At 41.3% G+C, this 22910-nt stretch carries 17 protein-coding genes; 7 read left to right on the top strand and 10 right to left on the bottom strand.

Annotation, left to right across the window (positions count from 1 at the left end; all coding sequences use genetic code 11):
* Positions 1 to 7 precede the first annotated feature (7 nt).
* From KZC02_RS09090 to KZC02_RS09070, 5 genes are all read right to left on the bottom strand, one after another.
* Positions 8 to 271, bottom strand: a complete 264-nt coding sequence (locus tag KZC02_RS09090) for a hypothetical protein (protein ID WP_221393818.1) — start codon at positions 269 to 271, stop codon at positions 8 to 10.
* Between the two features lie 215 nt (positions 272 to 486).
* Positions 487 to 4659, bottom strand: a complete 4173-nt coding sequence (locus KZC02_RS09085) for a putative Ig domain-containing protein (protein ID WP_221393817.1) — start codon at positions 4657 to 4659, stop codon at positions 487 to 489.
* 766 nt (positions 4660 to 5425) lie between these two features.
* The gene (locus KZC02_RS09080) at positions 5426 to 6505 is read right to left on the bottom strand and encodes a phytase (RefSeq protein WP_221393816.1); all 1080 of its coding nucleotides are present in this window, start codon (positions 6503 to 6505) and stop codon (positions 5426 to 5428) included.
* A gap of 78 nt (positions 6506 to 6583) precedes the next feature.
* Positions 6584 to 9418, bottom strand: coding sequence for a TonB-dependent receptor (locus KZC02_RS09075; RefSeq protein ID WP_221393815.1), 2835 nt, complete (start codon positions 9416 to 9418; stop codon positions 6584 to 6586).
* A 271-nt stretch (positions 9419 to 9689) separates the two neighbouring features.
* Positions 9690 to 10793, bottom strand: coding sequence for a Fic family protein (locus tag KZC02_RS09070; RefSeq protein ID WP_221393814.1), 1104 nt, complete (start codon positions 10791 to 10793; stop codon positions 9690 to 9692).
* A 177-nt stretch (positions 10794 to 10970) separates the two neighbouring features.
* On the opposite strand from KZC02_RS09070, the gene KZC02_RS09065 reads away from it, so the two are divergent.
* Positions 10971 to 11363, top strand: coding sequence for a hypothetical protein (locus tag KZC02_RS09065; protein WP_221393813.1), 393 nt, complete (start codon positions 10971 to 10973; stop codon positions 11361 to 11363).
* Between the two features lie 459 nt (positions 11364 to 11822).
* Here KZC02_RS09065 and KZC02_RS31630 read toward each other — a convergent pair whose 3' ends face one another.
* The 3 genes from KZC02_RS31630 to KZC02_RS09055 all read right to left on the bottom strand — a co-directional run bounded on the left by KZC02_RS31630 (position 11823) and on the right by KZC02_RS09055 (position 15060).
* Entirely contained in the window at positions 11823 to 12779 is a 957-nt protein-coding gene (locus KZC02_RS31630) for a TROVE domain-containing protein (RefSeq protein WP_229254103.1), read from the bottom strand.
* Positions 12780 to 12858: 79 nt separating this feature from the next.
* The gene (locus KZC02_RS31625) at positions 12859 to 13401 is read right to left on the bottom strand and encodes a TROVE domain-containing protein (protein WP_229254102.1); all 543 of its coding nucleotides are present in this window, start codon (positions 13399 to 13401) and stop codon (positions 12859 to 12861) included.
* 204 nt (positions 13402 to 13605) lie between these two features.
* Positions 13606 to 15060, bottom strand: a complete 1455-nt coding sequence (locus KZC02_RS09055; RefSeq protein ID WP_221393812.1) for an RtcB family protein — start codon at positions 15058 to 15060, stop codon at positions 13606 to 13608.
* A gap of 98 nt (positions 15061 to 15158) precedes the next feature.
* Between KZC02_RS09055 and KZC02_RS09050 the strand changes: the two genes are divergently transcribed.
* The 6 genes from KZC02_RS09050 to KZC02_RS09025 all read left to right on the top strand — a co-directional run bounded on the left by KZC02_RS09050 (position 15159) and on the right by KZC02_RS09025 (position 22085).
* Positions 15159 to 16172, top strand: a complete 1014-nt coding sequence (locus KZC02_RS09050; protein ID WP_221393811.1) for a YafY family protein — start codon at positions 15159 to 15161, stop codon at positions 16170 to 16172.
* Positions 16173 to 16534: 362 nt separating this feature from the next.
* Positions 16535 to 17620 (top strand): putative Ig domain-containing protein, encoded by a 1086-nt coding sequence (locus KZC02_RS09045; RefSeq protein ID WP_221393810.1) that lies wholly within the window; start codon positions 16535 to 16537, stop codon positions 17618 to 17620.
* A 2320-nt stretch (positions 17621 to 19940) separates the two neighbouring features.
* On the top strand, positions 19941 to 20168 hold the full coding sequence (locus KZC02_RS33280) for a T9SS type A sorting domain-containing protein (RefSeq protein WP_221394990.1): 228 nt from the start codon (positions 19941 to 19943) through the stop codon (positions 20166 to 20168).
* A gap of 112 nt (positions 20169 to 20280) precedes the next feature.
* Positions 20281 to 20952: an NAD-dependent epimerase/dehydratase family protein gene (locus KZC02_RS09035; RefSeq protein WP_221393809.1), complete on the top strand. Its 672-nt coding sequence runs from the start codon at positions 20281 to 20283 to the stop codon at positions 20950 to 20952.
* Between the two features lie 162 nt (positions 20953 to 21114).
* Entirely contained in the window at positions 21115 to 21555 is a 441-nt protein-coding gene (locus tag KZC02_RS09030) for a rhodanese-like domain-containing protein (protein ID WP_221393808.1), read from the top strand.
* An 11-nt stretch (positions 21556 to 21566) separates the two neighbouring features.
* Positions 21567 to 22085, top strand: a complete 519-nt coding sequence (locus tag KZC02_RS09025; protein ID WP_221393807.1) for a TlpA disulfide reductase family protein — start codon at positions 21567 to 21569, stop codon at positions 22083 to 22085.
* 50 nt (positions 22086 to 22135) lie between these two features.
* Here KZC02_RS09025 and KZC02_RS09020 read toward each other — a convergent pair whose 3' ends face one another.
* Positions 22136 to 22525, bottom strand: coding sequence for a two-component system response regulator (locus KZC02_RS09020; RefSeq protein ID WP_221393806.1), 390 nt, complete (start codon positions 22523 to 22525; stop codon positions 22136 to 22138).
* 85 nt (positions 22526 to 22610) lie between these two features.
* The gene (locus tag KZC02_RS09015) at positions 22611 to 22784 is read right to left on the bottom strand and encodes a hypothetical protein (RefSeq protein ID WP_221393805.1); all 174 of its coding nucleotides are present in this window, start codon (positions 22782 to 22784) and stop codon (positions 22611 to 22613) included.
* Positions 22785 to 22910 lie beyond the last annotated feature (126 nt).

Here is a 22910-nt window from a genome sequence, read left to right as displayed (position 1 = left end):
TAATGAGTCACTGAACAAAGGTTAAAGAGCTTTCCGGTTTGTAGTTTACAAATGAACCCAGCTCTTCCCTTTGTTTGTGTAACAATTGCATCCACTCGTCCTGATCCGTTACCCTCAGTTCCATTAGCTCGCAGGTATGCCTTTTGATTAATAAATTTATTTCAATGAAATCAGTGTAATGATCAAGCAGAACATCCATTTCTTTTTTCTGCTCTGAAATTAATATGGCCCTGGCTTTTAACTTATTGGTAATGTGAATTTTCCTTTCCAATAAGTGCCGAATCTTAATTTTTGAAAATTCAAATTGACTGAATTTAGTATTTTTTTTAAACATGAAGCATTCACCTTTGTTAAGCAATAAAAAACGCTACTAAATTAACCAAAAAGATCAGGATTTTAAACCTGATCCTTTTAAGATTTTCTATTTGAAAAATAAAAAAGTCCTCCGAAAGTTTTTCGGAGGACTTTTAACTCTGATACTTCCTGTTATTCAGTAACCAGTACTTTGATCACTTCTGACTTGGAAGCGGATTGTATTCGAAGTAGATAAATTCCACTTCTCAGAGACAGGTTGGAAATGTCAATCTCTGATTTTGATCCTGCTTCTATTCGCTCAGGTGTGCGCAAAGGATAGATTTTACCTCCCTGACTGATCATTTGAAGAGCAACCTTTTTATCGTGTTGTTTAGCGTACTGTAATGTGAAACGTTTTTGAACAGGGTTAGGATAGATCATAGATTTATCCACGCCTATTTCTGTTTCAATAATTTCAGGACTGCCCATACGAGCCACAGGTTTAATTTCATCTGTTTCATCAGTTTCGTCGGTCTCATCAGTATCGGCTACAAGATCCACAGTTGCAGCTGCAGCTTTATTTGTTTCGATGATCAGCTGCGGCTTGTTAGAACCGTTTTCCCTGCTGTTAAATTTAACAGTTTTGTTCTCTCTGGCAGGATCTTTAAGCAAAATGCTTACAACTTTGTCGCCAAGCTGAGACTTCACATAGTCGGTGATATTGATCTCATAATACTTCTTCTTATCATTTACCACAACCCCGCCAATAGAATATGAGCCCGATGGAGCATTTTTCCAGGTAATTTCGGTTTCTTTCCAACCGTCATAGCTGACAGCGTAAGCCACCACATAAACACCAGATTTGCTATCCTCGTTTCTGCCATAAATCCTTAGCTTGGCCGAACTTATGTTACTGAAACCATTCAGAGAGAACTTGATGTAAGTATTACGGGTTTTGCCCTTAGACTTAGATCCTTTCACTTCCAGTGATTTCTCCTTGCCAAAATTCCAGTGGGAATAGTTGCCATCACGTACGTAAGCATCGGCAGCTGCGGCTAAGCGGTAAGACTTGATGACCGATTTAACCTTAAGCTTGTAGATAGCACTTTGCTTGCAGTATCCTTTTTTGGCTGTGATGGTTATGTAAAAAGTACCATCATTTGTAGGGATACCGTAGATCTTACCTGATTTTTTGTCAATTTTAAGATAATCCGGCAGGCCTTCTGCGTAGAATTCATAACCAGGTTTATCAACAGAGATTTTCTTTTCATAGTATTCCCAAACGGTTGCATCAGGCAATCCATTGTAAGGATTAGGCCAGAAAGTCAGCTTTGGACAATAGTAATCTTTGACCTTGATTTTGTAGTAAGCTGATTCCTTACAGTATCCTTTTTTGGCTATGATAATTATCTTCTCATAATGGCCAGGCTTAGTAGGATAACCACTGATGAGACCTGAACTGCTGATTTTAAGGCCATCTGGCAGACCTTCTGCGTAGAATTCATAGCCTGGTTTGTCAACAGTGATCTGTTTTTCATAGTATTCCCCGGCTGTGGCTTCTGGTAAATAGCCGGAAGCAGGCCAGAAAGTAAGTTTTGGACAGTAATTTTTGATCCAGATTTTGTACTTGATCCATCCCTCGCAATACCCTTTTTTGTCATGGTCCTTTTCTTTGGTAGTGGCATAGACCTTAAACTCGTATTCGCCCGGATATTTGGGGATACCGGTAATGTAGCCATCAGGGCTGATCACCAGGTCTTTTGGCAGGTCGTAGGAATAGAATTCATAACCAGCCTGATCCACCTTGACCTGTGCCGAATAAGGTTGTCCTGCGTAGCCGTAAGGCAGACCGTCATACTTGCCAGGCGTGAAGGTCAGCGGCGGACAGTACTTTTTGATCCAGATCTTGTACTTGATCCATCCCTCGCAATACCCTTTTTTGTCATGGTCTTTTTCTTTGGTAGTGGCATAGACCTTAAACTCGTATTCGCCCGGATATTTGGGGATACCGGTAATGTAGCCATCAGGGCTGATCACCAGGTCTTTTGGCAGGTCGTAGGAATAGAATTCATAACCTTCCTGATCCACCTTGACCTGTGCCGAATAAGGTTGTCCTGCGTAGCCGTAAGGCAGGCCGTCGTACTTGCCAGGCGTGAAGGTCAGCGGCGGACAGTACTTTTTAATCCAGATCTTGTACTTGATCCATCCCTCGCAATACCCTTTTTTGTCATGGTCCTTTTCTTTGGTAGTGGCATAGACCTTAAACTCGTATTCGCCCGGATATTTGGGGATACCGGTGATGTAACCATCAGGGCTGATCACCAGGTCTTTTGGCAGGTCGTAGGAATAGAATTCATAACCTTCCTGATCCACCTTGACCTGTGCCGAATAAGGTTGTCCTGCGTAGCCGTAAGGCAGACCGTCGTACTTGCCAGGCGTAAAGGTAAGTGGCGGACAGTACTTTTTAATCCAGATCTTGTACTTGATCCATCCCTCGCAATACCCTTTTTTGTCATGGTCCTTTTCTTTGGTAGTGGCATAGACCTTAAACTCGTATTCGCCCGGATATTTGGGGATACCGGTGATGTAACCATCAGGGCTGATCACCAGGTCTTTTGGCAGGTCGTAGGAATAGAATTCATAACCTTCCTGATCCACCTTGACCTGTGCTGAATAAGGTTGTCCTGCGTAGCCGTAAGGCAGACCGTCGTACTTGCCAGGCGTAAAGGTAAGTGGCGGACAGTACTTTTTAATCCAGATCTTGTACTTGATCCATCCCTCGCAATACCCTTTTTTGTCATGGTCCTTTTCTTTGGTAGTGGCATAGACCTTAAACTCGTATTCGCCCGGATATTTGGGGATACCGGTGATGTAACCATCAGGGCTGATCACCAGGTCTTTTGGCAGGTCGTAGGAATAGAATTCATAACCTTCCTGATCCACCTCGACCTGTGCCGAATAAGGTTGTCCTGCGTAGCCGTAAGGCAGACCGTCATAATTACCAGGCGTGAAGGTCAGCGGCGGACAGTACTTTTTAATCCAGATCTTGTACTTGATCCATCCCTCGCAATACCCTTTTTTGTCATGGTCCTTTTCTTTGGTAGTGGCATAGACCTTAAACTCGTATTCGCCCGGATATTTGGGGATACCGGTGATGTAACCATCAGGGCTGATCACCAGGTCTTTTGGCAGGTCGTAGGAATAGAATTCATAACCTTCCTGATCCACCTTGACCTGTGCCGAATAAGGTTGTCCTGCGTAGCCGTAAGGCAGGCCGTCATAATTACCAGGCGTGAAGGTCAGCGGCGGACAGTACTTTTTGATCCAGATTTTGTACTCGATCCATCCCTCGCAATACCCTTTTTTGTCATGGTCCTTTTCTTTGGTAGTGGCAAAGACCTTAAACTTGTATTCGCCCGGATATTTGGGGATACCGGTGATGTAACCATCAGGGCTGATCGCCAGGTCTTTTGGCAGGCCATAGGCATAAAATTCATAACCATCCTGGTCCACCTTGACCTGTGCCGAATAGGGTTGTCCTGCGTAGCCAACAGGCAGGCCGTCATAATTACCAGGCGTGAAGGTCAGCGGCGGACAGTACTTTTTGATCCAGATTTTATACTCGATCCATCCCTCGCAATACCCTTTTTTGTCATGGTCCTTTTCTTTGGTAGTGGCAAAGACCTTAAACTTGTATTCGCCCGGATATTTGGGGATACCGGTGATGTAGCCATCAGGGCTGATCGCCAGGTCTTTTGGCAGGCCATAGGCATAAAATTCATAACCTTCCTGGTCTACCTTGACCTGTGCCGAATAGGGTTGTCCTGCGTAGCCAACAGGCAAACCGTCGTAATTACCTGGCGTGAACGTCAGTTTCGGGCAGTACTTTTTAACAGGAAGCTTATAATTAGCTTTATAATCACACCATTCCTTAGTGGCTTTAATTGTTATCCAATAATCATCGGCCCAATTAGGACTGCCGCTTATCTGGCCTGTACTTTGATTTAATGTAAGACCGTTTGGCAGATTATCCGCAAAGTATTGGTATCCATCCCCAACACTGATCGTTACCTCATAAGGTTGTCCTACGTAAGCTTCAGGCAAGGCATATTGCGGATTTGGCGTAAAAGTCACATCTGGACAGCCGCCGGCTTCTGTGATTGCCACACTGTTAAGCACCTGAGCAGAATTGCCAGGTTGTGCAGAAACTAGCGGAGATACCGGTTTCTTAACAAACGGAATAATTTTACCATCATTTGAGGACGGAGAAACAGGTGTGCCAGCCGTAATTTCTGATAAGCCGGCACAAAAACTGAATAATAAAATAATTAAAAAGTTTATTCGGAAGCACGTAAGTCTAGACATGTTAATAAAATTAAATGTGAAGAAATGAACCAAATCGTAAACTGTGTTTCTATAATTTTTTTTTGAAAAACAGATAATTGAATTAATTGCACTCGTGATAAACCGACAGGATTTTTTTAGTGATTGAGTATAGATGAGATTCCCATTAAAACTACACTGGAAGAACCAGTAGCCAAACTGTCAGGATACCCACGTAAAAGCCTTACAGGATATATAGAGCGAGGTGGGGTTACAGCTTAATAACGGCCATGAAGTTTAACGTTTACGCATGATGTTATACTGTCACCAGATGGCCGGAAACTGCGCCTGATTAGCATTGTTTATCGTCACGTTATTCTTCTTTTTGTGCAGAAACCTGAATGGTTCCTTTATCCTGAAGATCGGATAGGCTGACTATCGTCGGGTCAGCTTATTGTAGGATTAAGATAGATCGTTTTTCATATTTCTGATCGGATTTTTGTTAGGAAATTGTTTCAAAACGCTAATTACTTCTGTAATGCGAGGCAATATATTTAAAAAATTGAATTTTATATAATAATTCTTAAAATATTGATTAACAGGTAATTATGTTAGAATTTTTTTTATTTTTGACCAAATTATCTTAGGATAACTGACTACATTATACTTGTAGAGCACTTATAAACATATTATGATAAGTGCTCTACAAATAATTAATACGCCTTTCAGTGTAGAACTAAAAGGCGGTTAAATCAGGCCGAAAAACGGTAAAAAATGTTGACTTGCAAATTGCAATGGCAGGAAAAAATCACCTGGATTTTCCTATTATATCTTCCCAGCGGTAGTAATGAAAAACTTTTCCTTCGGACATAACAACAAACAGTCCATTTGGGAATTCCGGGCTGATGGCGACGTTGGTTACATCTGATCCGTCACTTTTCTGAGCGGCTACTTTTACTGTTTTTATGAGCCTGTGCTGATGCGGATTACCCGTTTCTCCTTCGCGGGTAAAAATGTGGAATTTGTGAGCACCCTGGTCCGACACCAGAATGTATCCGGTTTTGTCTCCGGTTTTATAAATTGAAATTCCTTCGTTGTCTTCAGTAAAATTGGTATTGGCAATTAACGCCAGTTCCGTGTTGCTGCTGTCCGGGTCTGCATAATATTTACGCACGCCGACCTGTTCATCTGAATAATAAATGTAACCGAGTTCATTGTCTACGGCGATGGATTCTATTTCCTTTTTTGCGCTGTATTTCCCGAATTTTCGGACAACTTCAGCTTTTACATTTCCTTTTCCATCATCCTGCAAACGATATTGCCACAAATAGCCATCAACCGGCCCGGTTTTACGGCCGACTATGGCAAAAATGGCTTTGTCGGACGGACGTGTATAAAGAGAAATTCCCATAGGATCCTGTTCCGTTTCTCCCTTGAAAACTTCTATTCCGCCATTATCAATCGCCTTCATATCCGGCAGACTGAAAATGCGTATTCTGTTATTTTCACGTTCTGTCACTACTGCAATATCAACCGGTTTTCCATTTAAGCTCAATCCATAGGCTATATCGACATTGTTTGGCCGTTTTAAATTTCTGACCACTTTGTCCTGCTGTATTTTTCCTTTGAGATCGAATACATACAATGCACCATCCTCATTTTTATCTGTTCCGATGATAAGGCTTTTCGACAGATCAGAATGGTTGAGCCAGATTGCAGGATCATCCGTATCGTGTTTTACGGAATCCGTTATTACTAACGGCTGGATTGTGGCGGTATCACTTTTAATATTTTGATTTTCAGAAGATTTATCGGAATTCTGGTTATTACAGGATAAAATTGTCAGTGTGGAAATAAGGACAAGGGTGCTGAATGCGTATAATTTCATTTTCGATTGATGTAATTTATAAAAGAGATTAGCCTGACAGAAAACCAGGCTAATCAATGCTTTATTTGTTCAAACGTATTATTTGGTCAAATCAAACTTGATACCCAGGTTGTAGCGCGGACGGTAATATTCTGCCTGCACGGTACGGGACGAAACACTCTGGTAGTAGCGTAGTGGCTGATTGGTAAGATTATTAGCTTCTGCAAATATGCGGAAGTTTTTAGTGATCTTATAAGCTGCGTTGGCATCCAGAAAAAACTGTTTATCGTAATAAATATCATCAAAATCACTGCCACCCAATGCATCCAGGTAGGCCGCGGTATAATTAGCAGAAACACGGGCAGAGAAACGTTTGTCTTCCCATGAAAGCGAAGCATTGAACATATGCGGTGCGGTTCCGGGTAAAGTTACGTTGGTACGTGCATCGCCATCTTCATTGTAAATACCGTTTGCATAAGATTTTGTAAAAGTATAGTTCGTATAGATCCCGAAGTTTTTCATAAAACCCGGCAGGAAATCCAGCTGGCGTTGAAAAGCAACCTCGAACCCGAATACATTTACATTTTCACCATTTCTCGATTGGAAGAAATTCCATTGCTCACCTGTTGGAACGGCGTTATCTGCACCTGGAAAATCCACTGCAAAATCTGCCGAGGTATACTGCTGGTTGCGATAGGTGTAAATAAAGTTTTTCAGTTTTTTGTAAAACACACCACCCGAAATAATACCTACAGATTCAAAATAATTTTCAGCCATCACATCAAAATTCCAGGAATAAGTCGCTTTCAAATCAGGATTACCGGCTCTGATTTCCTTATCACCAGGAATGATACTGATAGTCGGAGCCAACGCGTAATAATTCGGACGCGCCAGTGCAGAAGTAGCCGCAGCACGTAATATGAAATTTTCAGTAACATCATATTTGAAAGATAAACTTGGAAGCACATTCAGGTAACTGTTTTTTACAGTCCGCTGGCCTGTCAGTTCTTCTTCATCTTCAATTACGTTTCCTGTATAATCGATTGCCGTATTTTCCAATCTGGCACCCACAATCATGGTCAGCTGATCCGTAAAATCCTGGTCCCAGCGAACATAACCGGCAACAATATTTTCCTTAGCATTATAATTAACACCCAGATATTCGCTTGGAACTGCCTCTGACTCAAACAATGAAGTATTGGTCAGGTTCAGGTTTCCCAGATACTTTTTGCTTGCAAACAATCCCGGAACAATATGGGAGCCTGCCTGAAAATTATTGCTATTCCAGTTTACCGTTACGGCACTTCCCAGATTACTGATATCGTCTTCGTTAACAGGCACATATTCGTAGAAAATATTATCGCGGTCTTTGGTTTTTAAACGAAGGCGTCCTCCCAATCGTAAACGCCCTTTCTGGCCAGAGACCACAGAAAAAGGAAATCTTACATTTAATTTTGCACCGAATTCGGTTTCTTTTGTAAAATTGTGGTTCTCGCTGATCACGTTCAGTCCCAAAGAAGTCGGATCAAGGTCAACAGGTGTAAAAAGAGGTGAACGGCTGTTATCATTGTAGGTCAAGGCATTACCACTTTCCCGGAAATTAATATAACGTTCATTCGGCCTGTCTTCGCTGGCTGTGGAATAACTCATACTCCAGTCCATATCCACTTTTGGGCTCAGCAAATGGTCACCTTTTATGGAGTAATTCTGCACACGCTGATCTTCCAGGCGTGCACCATTATTCCGGCCGTTGTCAATTCCGCCTTTGGTCTGGCGTCCAACCCTTCCTTCATAACCGGTGATATTGTTGGCATCATCATATATCGGTTCAATATTATCTGTCTGCAAGCGGTAACGGTTTTCACGGTCATCGCGCCAGTTATACATGGCATTGGCAGTAATTGTGCTGTTTTTGCCTAATTTAAAATCAAAAGCAGCTGACAGGCTTCTTCTTATCCGTTGCACATCATATTTTCGGATACCGTTTTCCGTGGCGTATACATTGCCGAAATCATCTTTTGCCCACGCAGCTTCCACATCATCCGATCCGTAAGTATTGTTATTATATGAGCCGCTCAGTACCATTCCAACCACATTTTTGGCAAAACGATTGGCATACACAAATCCGCCTGTATAAAGTGCTTTTCCACGAATTGGATTTAATCCGCCTGAAAGTGTACCCGAAAAGCGCTGTCCGTTAGGAGCAGAGCGTGTTACGAGGTTGACCGAACCGCCAATCGCATCGGCATCCATATCGGGTGTCAGCGTTTTGTTGACTTCAATGGTTGCAATCATATCGGACGGGATCAGGTCCATTTGTACACGGCGGTTATCGCCCTCAGCAGACGGGATACGATCACCGTTCATGGTTACGGAATTCAGTTCAGGGGCCAGGCCGCGAATAATAATGTTACGTGCTTCACCCTGGTCATTCTGCATGGTAATACCCGGCACACGCTTTAAAGCATCACCGATATTGGAATCAGGAAAACGCCCAACCTGGTCAGAGGAAATAATATTACTGATGTTTTCGTTGCTGCGTTGCTGGCTAAGTGCTTTTGCCTGTCCTTTCAGGCGATCACCCAGAATGACTACTTCATTTATATTCAGGCCACCTTCCTGCATAATCAGCTCCACTGAAAAAACTTGTCCGGCCTGCACAACGATTTCCTGTGCAAAAGGCTGATAACCAATATAGGTTGCTTCAAGCTTGTAAGTTCCTGATGGCACATTTAGGAATTCAAATTTTCCGTGCGTATCAGAAATTGTATATTGATTACCCGGTGTAATTTTCAATGTAGCACCAGGAAGGGATAGTTTCTGTGCATCCATAATGTTCCCTGAAATCAACCCTTTTTGTGCAAAGGAAATAGTCCCAATGCTAAGAATAGTAAGAATCAGGGATAGTGTTTTTGTAAATATTGCTCTTTTCATAATGCTGATTTTATTCAGCCGCAAAGGTCTCGCGGGCGGGTTAAGCTTGCGTTACCTTAATATTATGAAATTGTTAAAAGGGGGAAGGGAAGAAGGGGGAAGGGGGAAGGGGAAAGGGAGGAAGGGGGAAGGGGGAAGGGGACAAGGGTAAAGGAAGGAGGATAATCGCTCCCTTTCACCTTTTTACCTTTTCACCTTTTCCCCTTTCACCTTTCACCTTTTTACCTTTTTACCTTTTTACCTTTTCCCCTTTCACCTTTTCACCATTTCCCTATTCATTCATTTTAAGACTATAAGTTGTACTTCGTCCACCTCCTTTTGCTATCAATACGCCAATTTCAACAAGGTTTTGCAAATCCCTTGTGGCAGTTGCTTTGGAAGTTTTAGTAATACTCATGTATTTTTTTGCAGTCATGCCACCTTCAAATCCCGTTGGTCCGGCTTCCAGTATTTTATTAATAACCTTTAACTGCCGGTCATTGATTTTATCTTTTATTCTGTCAAAAAACAAGGATTTTTTAAGTATAAAGTCTAAAAACAGTTGGGTTTCAATCTGGGCATCCACGATCGTTCCAACAAAGTAGTTAATCCAGCCGGTAATCTTATTACTGCGTTGTGCTGTTTCTAATGTCTGATAATAGTCTTTTCTGTTTGCTTCAATTTTTCTCGATAAACTAAGCATAACAGGTCTGCCTAACGTTTGAGATAATGCTTTTTCGGCTATTACCCTTCCTATGCGGCCGTTCCCATCCTCAAAAGGATGAATAGATTCAAAGTATAAATGTGCGATAGCTGATCTTACGGGAGCTTTTTTAATCTCTTTTTTACCGTTTGGAGCAGTTTCATTAAACCAGATAATAAATTGGCGCATTTCTTTTTCTACCTGATCGGATGGTGGTGCTTCAAAGTGAATTTTTTCCTTTCCTATTGCTCCGGAAATTATCTGCATGGGTTCCTTCCCTTTTCGCCATACACCAGAATTTATCAGCTTACTTTGCCCCAGTATCATTTTGTGCCACTCAAACAATTTCTGCTCGGTAAGAACATCAGCATAAGAATTACGTACATCGATCATCAGCTCCGCCAGTCCGGGCGCTCGCTTGTCTTTGACAGCTTTCTGGTGAAGGCCCAGATTATTATGGATAGAAGAAATTACATCCTGCCTGCTTACAAATTCTCCTTCAATTTCAGAGGTCTTGATAGCTTCTGAAACCATAATATCAATCAGTGTTTCAACTTTTACATTTTCCGGTGCGGCTTTTAATATACCGCTGATATGACCGGTTTCTTCTGCAAAGCTTAACAGTAAATCTTCTACATCTGAAAGAATATATTCAAAATCTGGCCAATCATATTGCTGCCAATTATATGTCATGAGCCGAATGAGTTATTTATTCGGCTCAAATATATTTAATTTTTGAGCCGAATAGATCTATTATTCGGCTCATTATGAAAATTTAAATTTTATAAATTTAATAAGTAAATTTATTCTACAATAATTTGTAGAATAAATTAAAAATAGCTATACTTGTAAGTCAAAAAAATCAGTTTTATGAAAAAATATATCCTTTCTTTAATACTGTTTGGTATAATTTCCTGTAATGAGCCTGAGAATACAGCTACCGACTACGGAGCGCAAATTGCGGGAACTTACAAAGCAACACAGGCGGACATAAGTGGCAAACTGGTCAAACTTCCTCAAAACGATATCAGCATGGGAGTAAAGCTGACGCGCATAAACAATAACAGGGCTAAATTCCTCTTAATCGCAAGCGTTTCCGGCAATATACAGCAGGAAGGCAGTCAGGTTTTATTGTCCCAATCCGGAGAGAGGATTACTATGATCAAGGGTTTCAAACAGATAGGTTATATCAAAGACAAAAACATACACCTGGATTTTGTGAGTGAAGATGGCAGTAAAGTAATACTGGAGGCAGGTCTGTAAGTCTGAAGCTGATGATTCATTCTTAAACAAAATATCTGAAAGAGCAAAAGGCCAGATGTGTGTTTCAGGATTCGAACCTGTACCGTTTACACGGTTTTACCAGAGAAGTAACACATGAGTACGGCATCTTTCAGCTATTTTAAAGAAGGGTTAAAAGCAATGCATGACATACACCTTGCGGTGTCCTGCTCTACCAACTGAGCTACCGCTGCTTTTGCAGCGAGCCGGAATCGAACCGGCGGCCAGGGATGTGACAGATCGAAGTAACACACATTTACGACACCTTCTTCTTTTTTATAAAGAACAAAAAGCGAAACGGGACGGAGGGACCGCTTTGAGGACTCGAACCTCCATCCTGGTTTTTACCATAATGCCCACCCCCTCAATGGTAGCGAAGTAACCCGTTTCTACGGCATCCTTATTTTTATTGTTGCTGGTGATCAATTGACCACCAGCATTTTAAATTGTAATGGTATTTATTTCATCCAGTGACTGTTTGCCATTTTCAAGCGCATTCAGTACAGAAAAAATTTTGTCACTCCATCCGGCCAGCAGATATACATCGTCCTGAATCAACCGTAACGGCGATTGTCCGTATCCTCTCAGGTCAAACAGATATAAACGTGCCTTTGGTGCAATTTCACATTTGTAACGGATCCACAAAGAATGGATATGTTCTGTCTCGTAAATACTTTTCCATAACTGGCAGTCGGTAAATATCATCACCTTATCCATAACCACTTTCCTGTCCAGTAAATCCCTGATCACCAGAAAACCGTTTGTAGCATATCCGACTTCTCCTTCCCGTCTGTAAAATTCCTGTACGTTGGCAAGTATATTATTTTTAGGAACTGTAATCGTTTTCCAGCTATCTCCAAACATCCCAACACGAACATTTTTACAACGGGATTGCAGTAACATTGCTAACATCAACCCAATGTCAAAAAGCTGAATTTTTGATTTTGGAGAGACCGGCGTTTGCATAGAACCGGATACATCGCAGGCTATTAATACGCTGGTGCTTTGGTCAAAACCCTGAATCGCTGCAGCACTTTGTGTCACGGCTTTTTCGAGAGCTTCAAGTAATTCGCCGGCATAACCCAGATTTCCTGAAAATAATCTTTTCAACTTACCGGAAATACCCTGTGATTCCACCGGAAAACTTACATTAATTAATTCCCGGTAAGCAGCCAAATAACGGAAAGGAAACTGTTTTGCCTTGGCTACTTTTTCGGCAGAGGATATTACAGTACATACCTTTTGCAAATGGCCAAACGATATCCCGGCTTCAAGAATATTTCTAAGATTGCGCAGCAAAGCCATGTATCCCAACTTATTACTGTCAATGAGTTCCTCCCACTTATTTTTAAAAGCTACTGATTTTTCCAGATCATTTTCAAACTTATCTTGGCCCAATGCTGACAATTCCGTTTCCCAGGTATATGGCGTTTCCAGTTTCTTGTTTGCGATTTTGTTAAACAGTAGCTGTTGCGCTTCATTTTTTGCCTTCTGGGTGAACTATAAACAAGGCATCACGTAGTTTGATTTCGGAATCGCGGTTGTATTTAGCAAACTGGTATTCATCAAAATTGTTAAACGAAGCCGATAATCCTCGCTGCAATTGTTTTGATAACCGGTTCAGCTTTTTCAAACCTGTACGCCCATTCAATAACTGGTAGCAAGCCAGAAGTTCAGTAATTTCATCAGCGCGGGAAACTACCTTTTCTGTCAGTTTTGCTATCAGATTATCACCTGAATGGATCTTTGCCAGTTCGGTTACCAGAACCAGTGGTGCCGACCGCATATACATTTTGTGCCGGGCATAAACTGCTAATCTTGCAACAAATAAAGGATCATTCTGAGCAATCAAAGTTCTGATTCTTACCAGACGGTCATCATTTTTTTCGTAAAATGAATCGTTCAGCGACCAGGTTACTACGGCAGTATATAACTGCATGGCAGGATTTAATACGAAAGCTTTTGCTGCTTCATAATTTACAACCTGCGTAATATTGCTTTTTGGTGTATTAAATTTCATAATAACCTCCTTTTCTTTATTTGTTGTTCAAATTTCTACTATCACTGCGCAGTCTTTCTGCGTAGTAAGAAAAATTTTATCTTTATTTAAATACTCAGTCAATTCAGAAACCCGGAACAAGGAAACAGAATTCTAAACTCCAAACTCCAAACTCTAAACTCTAAACTCTAAACTCTGAACTTTAAACTCAAAACTTACAACTCCTTAATCCTCAGCTTTTTCTTTTGGATCAGCCATTCTTACAATCCTGGGCTGAAAGCTTGCAAGCACTTCAACCAGATCAGTCTGAGCTGCTATCACAGTGTGAATATCCTTATAAACCATAGGTGCTTCGTCCAGTCCCGAGCCGATGAGTGTAATATTTTTATCCAGAAGATTTTGTGCTGCTTCTGCTTTATTGATGACCTTTAAAGCTGCGCTCCGGCTCATTAATCTTCCCGCACCATGTGAAGCAGAATTGATGGAAGTCTTTTCACCTTTTCCCCGCACTACAAAACCAGGCGTGCTCATTGATCCCGGAATAATGCCCAGAACTCCCTTACCAGCAGGCGTTGCACCTTTCCTGTGCACCATTACATCTGTTCCGTCAGCCAGCTTTTCCTTCCAGGCAAAATTGTGGTGATTTTCGATACGCATTACCGGATTGATATTTAAAGCACGGGCAATTTTGTTATGTATTTCATGATGATTTGCCGAGGCATAATCACCTGCCAGGTTCATGGCCAGCCAGTATTCCTGGCCTTCTTCGGTATTCATATCCAGCCAGGCCAGTTGTTTTGCTTCTTTTGGTAATTGCGTTTTTTGCATCGCAATACCCGAATAAGTATTGGCAATCGTACCACCAAAACCCCTTGAACCTGAGTGGGATAGTAGAGCAAGATAATTTCCTGCCGGTATACCTTCCAGTGCATTTTCAGAGATTGTAAGCTCACCCCATTCTACAAAATGATTTCCGGTTCCCGATGTACCAAGCTGGGCGTAAGCTTTATCCTTCAGCACTTTAATTGTTTTAAATGCATCCCATTCAGGACGATCGAATAATGTTGTATCAAAATGGGTCTTGGTTTTGCTGCCCATTCCGAAGTGCGTATGAGCCAAAAGCAATGTTTTCAGTTTATTATTTTCTGTATCCACCATTGCAGCGGGTAAATCAAAAATGCTCAGACACATCCGGCAGGCAATATCCACACCGACGGCATAGGGAATAATCGTATCAGCATTGGTTGCCAGAACTCCGCCAATAGGCAAACCATAGCCCTGATGTGCATCCGGCATTAAAGCGCCTGCAACAGAAATAGGTAACTGAATTGCCGTTTTCATTTGCGCCAGCGCGCCAACTTCTATAAGTTCAGATCCGAAAACGGGAAAATTCATGATTTCTTCTTTCAGTTGCTGAACACTTCTTGCCTGCTTAATAAACTTCCCTTCTTTGCGGAGTTCGATAATTTTGTCCGCTATATTTTTGAATTTGCCATTCTTATTTAAAGCATATGGTGTTGGATTTTGAATTACTGCTTCAAGATTTGACATAATCGTTGCCTTGTCCATTACTTCGTGTTGCAAAAGTCCGTTGGCAACCCGGCTAAAAGCGATGAGTAGATCAAGATCATTGATGCCGAGCGTTCCTAATTCCCCATTACTGATTTTTTCTTTTTCCATGACATTTATTTCGTTTGACATAACAAAGCAATATGCCAACTGCGCAGTCTTTTTGCGTAGTTCAATTTATTTTGATATTTTTCAAAAAAATAATTCCTATGCCTGTAAACCGCAATGCGCTGATCCGTTACCGGACTATTGATAACTGTCTTCAAAACAGGTTTCGCAAATGGACCCTGGACGATCTTATCGAAGCCTGTTCGGATGCTCTTTATGAATTTGAAGGAATTGACAAAGGTGTAAGCCGCCGCTCGGTACAGGCGGATATTGAAATGATGCGTAGCGATAAACTGGGTTATGAGGCGCCCATCATAGTTGTTGACAAAAAGTTTTACACTTATGCCGATAAAAATTACAGTATTACCAACATTCCGCTAAGTCACCAGGATTTAAAAGTCCTTGGCGAAGTTTCCGGTCTTTTGAAACAATTTAAAGGTTTCAGTCATTTTACTGATCTTACAGAAATGGTCAGCAAACTGGAAGACAAGATTTACGCACAAAAAACACAAAGTTTACCGGTTGTCGATTTTGAGAAAAATGATAACCTGAAAGGCCTTGAATTTATTGAAGGTATCCGCAAAACGATTGTTTCTAAAACTGTGCTCTGTATAACCTATCAATCATTTAAAGCCAGGCAACCCAATACTTTCTGTTTCAGTCCTTATCTTTTAAAAGAGTACAGAAACCGGTGGTTTGTGCTTGGGCAATCACACCAGAAAAATGCACCGCTTCTGACTTTGGCTCTTGACAGGTTTCAGTCCTTAACGAATGACAATACAGAGGTTTACCGTGAAAATGAAATGATAAATCTATCTACTTATTATTCAGATGTAATTGGTGTAACGAAATCGCCGGGGCAGCGCGATGTTGAAGTGATTTTTTGGATGAATCATGCCGATGCACCTTATGTAATTACCAAACCCCTGCACCCAACACAAAAAATACTAAGCAGCGACGACGCAGGAATTGTTTTCAGCATGAAAGTAATCCTGAACTTTGAATTGGAAAGGGAGATTTTGGGCTTTGGTGCAAGGATGAGGATTTTCGGCCCGAGAAATTTAAGGAAACGGATTGTTGGGCAGTTGCGGGAAGCCCTGGAGTTTTATGGCTAGTGTTAAGAAAGTGAATTTAAATGCCAGGCTATATTTTTTGATTGGAAATTGGTGAGAGCCGTTGTCTGCGATACAGTTATAGTTAATAAAAATAGAATTTTTGTTAACTATAATTGCCAATTAAATCTATAAAAAATATATATTTATAGAATAAATTAGATCCCTCCAAAAATCAATATCCGGACAATCACTCAACGGATCAGGTATTTGTCCTGCTGCAATGGTTTTTAACAAATTAAGTGCTTCGGCCACGCCGAAGACATCCGGTAACTTTAAACTCTCTTGAGTTTAAGTATGGTAGTTTTAAATAAACTAAACCAAAAATTGAGTTTTTATTTTTTGTAATAAACATCTACATCCACATGCACTATCTCATTTTACAGATGGTGACAGGTAAAAGATCAATTTTTCTGTTACTATCCAGTTTATTGCTGTCTGTCAATTATATGGCCTGGTCGCAGGCTCCGTCCGGTTTTTCTTATCCGACACCTTTGTCCTATTTCGCCAATGTCAGTAACGTATATGTGTCACCGACCGTTTCCGGTGTTGTAACCAACTATGCCCTGTCTGTTTTTGCTGCTCTGCCTGCCGGCCTTACTTTTAACGGCAGCACCGGGATCATTTCCGGGATTGCAACACAGGCGTTGGCAACCACAGTTTATACAGTCACCGCTACTAATTCATTTGGCTCGGTAGCAACAAACTTTACAATGACAGTCACCAATAATTATTTAGACAATGCCAACAAGCAGATCCATCTGGGTGGCACCGACGTGGTTATTACACATCCCAACGGCAGTGCAACAGGCCAGGTTGCCGGGGACGTTACCTTATATCAGAATGTAGCAACGATCAGCGGTTATGTGATTGACTGTTATGTTACGACTAAAACCGTTGTAAATGTTCAGCAATGGCTCGCTTATGACCAGAATGAAGTTTCCGGGGAGGCGTACAATTCTAATAAGCCTGATTACTTCTCGCCGCAGGTCGTTTTTGGAAATGGAGGCGGCTACATCAATTATGAACTGCAATACATATTTTCAGGAACTTACAACAGCATTACCAAAAGCGGGGTAAACGTTGTTCTTCAGAACGTAATACTGAACACCTATGACCTGGATGGGAACGGTAACCCGGGCGCATTGCAGTACAACGAGTTTAACGGCTTTAATACGAGTGAATTAGGTACATTTCCAACAGTTGCCGCAACTTATAACGCAACTTCCAATCTGACCAAATTCCGTTCGACGAGTATTAACAATACGGCAAATGTAACTGCCGCTGCTACCCGTGTAAGGGTTACTTATCTCAATTTGAGCGGATTTTCTATTGTGGTAGGATCCGAAGGGCTTGGTAATGCATTTTTTTCCTTGACTTTTCCGCAGGTTCTGTTTTTACGTCGGTTACCACTACAAGTCCTTCTGTGGATCTTAACACAGGCGTTGTAGGTGTTGCAAATGAGGGAGCAGCGTGCAGTACCACATTATCATTTACCAAACCTTCACAAACAAATATTTCGGCTTCCAACAACCTGACCGAGCTGGATATAAGTTACTTACGTACTGATATAAAAGACGGTGCAAATGAGCAATTACTGATAAACGGAACGACATCCGGCATAGCGGCGCATGCACTTAATTTCACATCAGGCTCCGTAGATTCTCTGGAAATCGGTGGAGTTACCTTCCGGTACACCAAAAGCTTTACCGCCATTTCCGGCATTGTTACCAACAAAATTGCTTTTACAAAAACCAGCGGCGGAATTACTTTCACAAATGTGCAGGCTGAAACATTGCTCGATGCCCTCCGCTACAATGACTTTTCAGATGTGCCAACAGCGGGGGACCGACGGTTTACGGTCAATGTGATCAATTCTACTTTCAAAAGTCCAAATGCTGTTTTTACTGCTACTATTAACTGTGTGACCATCGGCGGCCATATTTACCGGGATCAGAACGGTTTGGCAGGCACGACAGATTTTAATACCATCAGTGCAAATTCAGCGGTCGGGCAGTTTCCGGCTAATTCTGTTTACGCCGTTTTGGTAAATCCTGCAAATGACCAGGTTATTGCCAGTCAGGGAATTGCAGCGGGAGGTGCATATACCTTTGGAACGGCAATACCGGGAAATTACATTCTTTACATTGCCAATGAACAACAGATACCCGGGACCGTTTTTACAGCTGCTACTTTTCCGTCTGGAGGCTATACCAGTGTCGGGGAAAATCTGGACGCTAACCCGGGAAGTGATTTGTTAAATGACGGAAAGCTAAGTCTTACCGTGGGTTCGGCTCCGATAACCAATGCAAATTTCGGCCTCAATATACCTCCGGTTGCTATACCGGTAACGGCCGCTCCACAGGCTAATCCGGGTGGTTTACAAAAAGTAATTGTGCCAACTTTAAGCGGTACCGATCCTGAACAGGCAGTATTACAAGGCGGACAGGGAAATGGGATCAGGTTAACAAGCCTTCCTGTAAACGGTGTTTTGTATTATAACAATGTTGCCGTAAATCCTGAAAATCCGGTCATTGCTATTTACAACCCTGCATTGCTGAGTGTGGATGTAGATGACGGGGCATTGACATTTTCATTTAATTACAAACAAATTGATGCTGCCGGATCATTGAGCACCAATGAAGCCACTTTGACCATGTTTTTTACCGATATCACCATTACCGGAAATGTAATCCATGATCCTAACGGAATTACCAACGGACTCCTGGACGGAACGCCTGTAAGTGAGATTGAAAGCAGACAGTTGTATGTCAATCTGATTGAACATGCTACCGGTTTTGTTTCCGGAAGCTCTGCTGTAATTAACGGCAGTTATATATTTGGAACGGCTAATGGTTTGCAGTTCAACACAGATTTTGACCTGCTGATCAGCACTGTACAGGGTATAGCCGGCACTATAACAGGTGCGGTTTCAACCTTGCCGGTGGGCTGGGCGAGTACCGCCGAAGGGAGCGAGACTGGTGACGGAACACCTGACGGACTTTTACAGATATCGCTGAGCAGTACCGGCATTAGCACCGGAATGGATTTTGGCCTGCAGCAATTGCCGGATGCTGGCGCAGGAAGTACTGCTTTCCCAAATGAATCGGGCGAAGCCAATGTTATTGTACCGCCCAATTCATTTACCAGTATGTTACCCAGCCTGGATATGGACGGCAGCATAGCAGGATTGAGAATAACCAATTTTCCTGACGAAGCCATGAGTATTACAGTTGCCGAAACCTCATTTAACAAAACGATCTCCGAAGAGGTCAATGCCTTACTGGACCTGACAGTACCGACTGACGGAAACGGAAATCCTACTGTTTCCATTGCAATTGACCCGGCTTCCGACAGCCAGGTCCTTATTGATATCCCTTTTGTTGTAGTGGATAATTCCGGTGCTGTAAGTTCAAATACTGGACATGCCCTGTTAAATTTATCGGGTGCCCTTCCGGTAACCCTCATTTCTTTCAGGGCCAATAAAGAAGGTATGGGTGTTTCTCTGAATTGGTCTACGGTTGAAGAAATAAATAGCGAACGTTTTGATATTCAGCATAGTATCAATGCTAAATCATGGGCAATCATTGGCAGCGTCAAATCTTTTGGCAATACAAATGTCAGGCAGGATTATTCTTTTATGCACGCTAATCCTGTAAATTCCAATAATTATTACCGTCTGAAGATGGTCGACCGCGTAGTGAACAATCGGGATGCAACATTTACCTACAGCCAGATACGAAGTATTGAATTTAAAAAACGTACAATGGAATACTTTATCCAAATCCTGCTTCTGAAAAACTTACTGTTAATTCGCCAGACTGGGATTCAGTTGTCGGTATTGAAATTTCTGATGTTGCCGGCAAACTTGTATTTCACAAAACCGGAAACAAAATGGACAATCAGTTAATTTTAAACCACTTGTCAGCAGGAATATATTTTCTTAAAACCGAAAACAAAAACAGTATTGTCACTACCTATAAATTTGTTGTAAAATAGTTTCGACTTTTATGAGTTTAAAGAAAATGATCCCTTCAGCAAAGTAATTAGAGCCTTACAACAAAACAGATCAGGATTTTTATAGCGACTTTTGTGAAAAAAGCGAAATATAGTGAAGCACAAAAATTTAAAAATAATCCTTACCGGCGCTACCGGATTTGTTGGAGAAGGAATACTGCTGGAATCTTTGAACAACATACATATTGAAGAAGTTTTGATGGTCAACCGTAAACATTCTGACCTTCAGCATTCCAAATTAAAGGAGTTGATTGTTCCTGATTTTATGCATCTCGATTCGGTAAAAGAACGGCTTACAGGCTACGACGCATGTTTTTTCTGTTCCGGCATCAGTTCAGCGGGAATGAATGAAGAGAAATATACGCGCATTACTTATGATACGACCATTCATTTTGCGGAAGCACTGATTGCGGTGAATCCTGCAATAGTTTTCAATTTTATTTCCGGAAGCCATACCGATAGTTCTGAAAAGGGAAGGGCGATGTGGGCACGGGTAAAGGGCAAAACTGAAAATGCGCTGATGAAATTACCTTTCAAAAAACAATTTAACTTTCGTCCTGGCGCTATGATTCCGGCCAGGGAGCAGCAAAATGCAAAAACTGCTTATAAACTAATTGTCAAAACGATTGCCTTTTTGTTTCCCAAACTAGCAGTTACCATGCATGAACTGGCCGGTTCGATGGTCAATGCGGTAATAATGGGTTATCCCAAGCAAATACTGGAAATAAGTGATATCAAGGAATTAGCAAAAAGTACAGATTTTTAAGCGCCTGTTTTTATATTAAAATTGGTTTATTGCTCATTTTGATCAAAACAAGGCTAATTTTACCATGGAAAATTTATCCGGCATCCCATTTTCAGCCGCGGGACAGTTGCCGGTAAATGGCATAAACAAATTAAAAAAATCTTCAAACAGGTTCAAAAGAATATGAAAAAATTGACACCGTATTTCAGCTTCATTTTCATGCTGGTATTTTCAGCTGCTGTTCAGGCCCAGACGGCAAAAGAGCCCTGGACCGAATCCCAGCTGATAGCAACGCAGGAGCTGGCCGACCAGATCAATGCTCCGGGTAAGCCGAAGCCGCTGATTATTAACATTGGCCCGCAGGCAGTTATTAAAGGCTCAGTAGATGTGGGGCCGGGAAAGGAAAAGACAAATATCAAGGCACTGGAAAAAACGCTTGCAAAATCAGATAAAAACAAAGAAGTCGTGATTTACTGCGGATGTTGCCCTTTTGACAAATGCCCGAATATCAGACCGGCATTTAACCAGTTAAAAGACATGGGTTTTACCAATGCCAGGCTCTTGAATATTCCCAAAAATATTAAAACAGACTGGATTGATAAAGGTTATCCGGTGAATGACTAAAATGTGTTTGAATGAAAAAAATTAAAACCGTTTTTCTTCTTTTAACTATTCTGATTTTTGGAAGTAAAATACAAGCACAGGAAACCAGGATCAGAACTGGAGAAATGGCGCCGGAAATAGAGTTGCCTAATATCAAAGGAGAAAAAACAGCACTTTCGTCATTGCGTGGAAACCTGGTATTGATCGATTTTTGGGCTACCTGGTGTGCTCCCTGCGTTGAGGAGCAGCCTGAGCTTAAAAAATTATATACCAAATACAATCATTTAAAAAGTGGCGGGATAGGCCTGGAAATTTTTGGTGTATCGCTCGACAATAAAAAAGAGGCCTGGGAAAAGTCGATCCGGAAGTTTAATATGGCCTGGGTTCAGGTCAGCGATTTAAAATATTGGACTTCACCCGTGGCACAAACCTATCATATTGAAGCACTTCCATATAATGTGCTTGTAGATGAAAAGGGATTCATTATAGCACTGAACCTGCACGGCAAGGAACTGGAAGGTTTTATTGATTCCTATCTGAAAAAAGAATAAATATTTAATGGATATTCTGCACGAACGATTATAAAAATGAATCAGGTATTTTAACCAAATATCTGATTCATTGTTTCCATGCTTAACGGCTTTGGCAGATATCCTTTTACAAATACATTTCTTTCTGCCCTGTCTCTGTCACCCAGATCAAGTGAAGCAGTAAGTATATAAATGCTGATCTGTTTTTGAACATCCTGATTAAAATTTTCAAATTCTTCCAGAAACTCCGGCCCGCTCATAGTAGGCATGTTAAGATCAAGAAATAATACGGTCTCCACTTCCGCACTGGCTGAGCTGTCTTTAATAATTTCCAATGCTTTTTCAGGGTCAGTAAATAGTTGAACGTCAGCATTGTTATTGAATCTGTGAATTACATATTTACAAACAAGGTTATTTGTTGTGTCATCGTCCACGACAATAAAACGATTCGGAATTTTCATATTTTAGTTTTATGGGTTTTACCAGGCTTAAATGTAACCGGCCTTATAACGGCCGGTTATTGTAATAATTTAATAGGAATGCAAATTATTTTTTTGATGATCCGGGTTTGTATTCTCCCATAATCCATCTTACGAAGTTTGTGGATTGCGTCTGATAAATTTTTGCGGAGAGTGGCGTAAGGTTGGACTGATCAATCTCTTTCAAATAATCAGTAAGAAGCCGGTTGATTTCATTAACGTAGATGTTTTTCGTTTTCAAGATGATAATTTTTTAAGGGTATACAAATAAAGTTGAGTAGACGAATTACTATATAATCTTCTAGACTGAACCTATTTATGGGATATACCTTTAAAATTATATGGGTAAAGTTCTGATTATTTGGGG

It is taken from the genome of Dyadobacter sp. NIV53, from assembly GCF_019711195.1.
Lineage (GTDB): Bacteria > Bacteroidota > Bacteroidia > Cytophagales > Spirosomataceae > Dyadobacter.
The sequence above is the reverse complement of the archived record's forward strand: the minus strand, read 5'-3'. Positions and strand labels throughout refer to the sequence as shown.

Bases quoted from the DNA above. Each gene is read 5' to 3' on its own strand.
- KZC02_RS09085 (WP_221393817.1), bottom strand. From the start codon at position 4,659: ATGTCTAGACTTACGTGCTTCCGAATAAACTTTTTAATTATTTTATTA.
- KZC02_RS09080 (WP_221393816.1), bottom strand. From the start codon at position 6,505: ATGAAATTATACGCATTCAGCACCCTTGTCCTTATTTCCACACTGACA.
- KZC02_RS09075 (WP_221393815.1), bottom strand. From the start codon at position 9,418: ATGAAAAGAGCAATATTTACAAAAACACTATCCCTGATTCTTACTATT.
- KZC02_RS09070 (WP_221393814.1), bottom strand. From the start codon at position 10,793: ATGACATATAATTGGCAGCAATATGATTGGCCAGATTTTGAATATATT.
- KZC02_RS09065 (WP_221393813.1), top strand. From the start codon at position 10,971: ATGAAAAAATATATCCTTTCTTTAATACTGTTTGGTATAATTTCCTGT.
- KZC02_RS31625 (WP_229254102.1), bottom strand. From the start codon at position 13,401: ATGAAATTTAATACACCAAAAAGCAATATTACGCAGGTTGTAAATTAT.
- KZC02_RS09055 (WP_221393812.1), bottom strand. From the start codon at position 15,060: ATGGAAAAAGAAAAAATCAGTAATGGGGAATTAGGAACGCTCGGCATC.
- KZC02_RS09050 (WP_221393811.1), top strand. From the start codon at position 15,159: ATGCCTGTAAACCGCAATGCGCTGATCCGTTACCGGACTATTGATAAC.
- KZC02_RS09045 (WP_221393810.1), top strand. From the start codon at position 16,535: ATGCACTATCTCATTTTACAGATGGTGACAGGTAAAAGATCAATTTTT.
- KZC02_RS09030 (WP_221393808.1), top strand. From the start codon at position 21,115: ATGAAAAAATTGACACCGTATTTCAGCTTCATTTTCATGCTGGTATTT.
- KZC02_RS09025 (WP_221393807.1), top strand. From the start codon at position 21,567: ATGAAAAAAATTAAAACCGTTTTTCTTCTTTTAACTATTCTGATTTTT.
- KZC02_RS09020 (WP_221393806.1), bottom strand. From the start codon at position 22,525: ATGAAAATTCCGAATCGTTTTATTGTCGTGGACGATGACACAACAAAT.